Here is a 1281-nt window from a genome sequence, read left to right on the forward strand (position 1 = left end):
GTGGTCTTAACCCCGTCAAGTAGACACTAGATAAAAGGCATCCTAAGCGGCGATCGCTTCCCGGAATTCCACTGGGGATCGGTCGCCAAGTTTTTTTTGGAAACGTTCCTTGTTGTAATATTCGATGAACTCAGCAATCATATTGCGTGCAGAAGTCTCATCTTTTGGTTCCTCTAAATAAAGTTTTTCTGTCTTTAGATGGGAGAAAAAGGACTCTATACAGGCATTGTCAAAGCAATTTCCCCTCCGCGAGTGGCTTCCAATGAAGCCACGTTTTTTTAACAATGCCGCATATTGTTTGGACGTATACTGGAATCCTTGATCAGAGTGAAGAAGAGTTCCATCCCCTGTTTCTAAGCGATAAACAGTGTCTAACACTAGTTGGAGATCGTTTCTCGAAGAAAGTTCCCACGCAATAATTTCATTATTAAATAGATCTGTTACAGCGGATAGATAGACAAAATGGTCTCCAATTCGTACATACGTGATATCCGTTGCAAGCTTTTGTCTGGGAGCCTCTGCATAAAAATTACGAGCCAGTATGTTAGAGAACACAATGGATGGCTTACGCCCCATAAAGGGGCGTTTTTTGCGGATAACGGATCGAATACCGAGTTCACGCATTAATCTACGTACTTTCTTATGATTCACCACTATTCCTTCCCTACGTAGAGCAGTTCGCATACGAAAGTAACCGTAGTATGGACGGAGTCTGTGAATTGCTAATATATGCTCTTTTAAGTTTGCATCATTCGAGCTACGTCCGGCGCGTTGTATGTATTTTTTCCATTTGTAATATCCTGCACGTGAAACCTTCGCAATCTTGCAAAGTTGCGTAATGGTATATTGTTTGGAAAGCTCCTCAATGATTACAAATCGTTGTCCTTTTTCCAAGATCCCTCCCCGTGTAGATTTGGATTGAGCTTTTTTAGATATTCTACTTGGGCCTTTAGATAAGCGTTTTCCTCCTCAAGACTATTAAAATGTTTCTTAATCCAGCGACCTCGATAATCTTCAAACGACTCACCAGCTTTATACTTTTCGACCCAATTTTGAATTTGAGTTCGACTTCTGATCCCGAGTTTCCTTTGTATTTCACTATAAGGCATCTCCTCTTCTAAGAAGAGGCGCACTGCCTCCTTTTTTGTTTCTTCCGAATATCTTCTAAACTTTTGTCCTTTCTTAGCGGACATAAAAATCCCCTCCGGTTATAGCAGTGTCTATGAGAACATGTTAACATGTTCTCTTTTTTCACTGTCTACCGTAAGGGGATAATACCAA

1 protein-coding gene is annotated in these 1281 nt (G+C 40.9%); it reads right to left on the minus strand.

The features are described from left to right. Positions 1-42 precede the first annotated feature (42 nt). A protein-coding gene (locus VJ09_RS00005; RefSeq protein ID WP_147635393.1) for an IS3 family transposase occupies positions 43-1193 on the minus strand; the annotation gives its coding sequence in 2 pieces (ribosomal slippage) (positions 43-932 and positions 932-1193; 1152 coding nt in all). Between the last annotated feature and the right edge of the window lie 88 nt (positions 1194-1281).

Origin of the sequence: Risungbinella massiliensis (assembly GCF_000942395.1) — a bacterium.
Taxonomy (GTDB): domain Bacteria; phylum Bacillota; class Bacilli; order Thermoactinomycetales; family Thermoactinomycetaceae; genus Risungbinella; species Risungbinella massiliensis.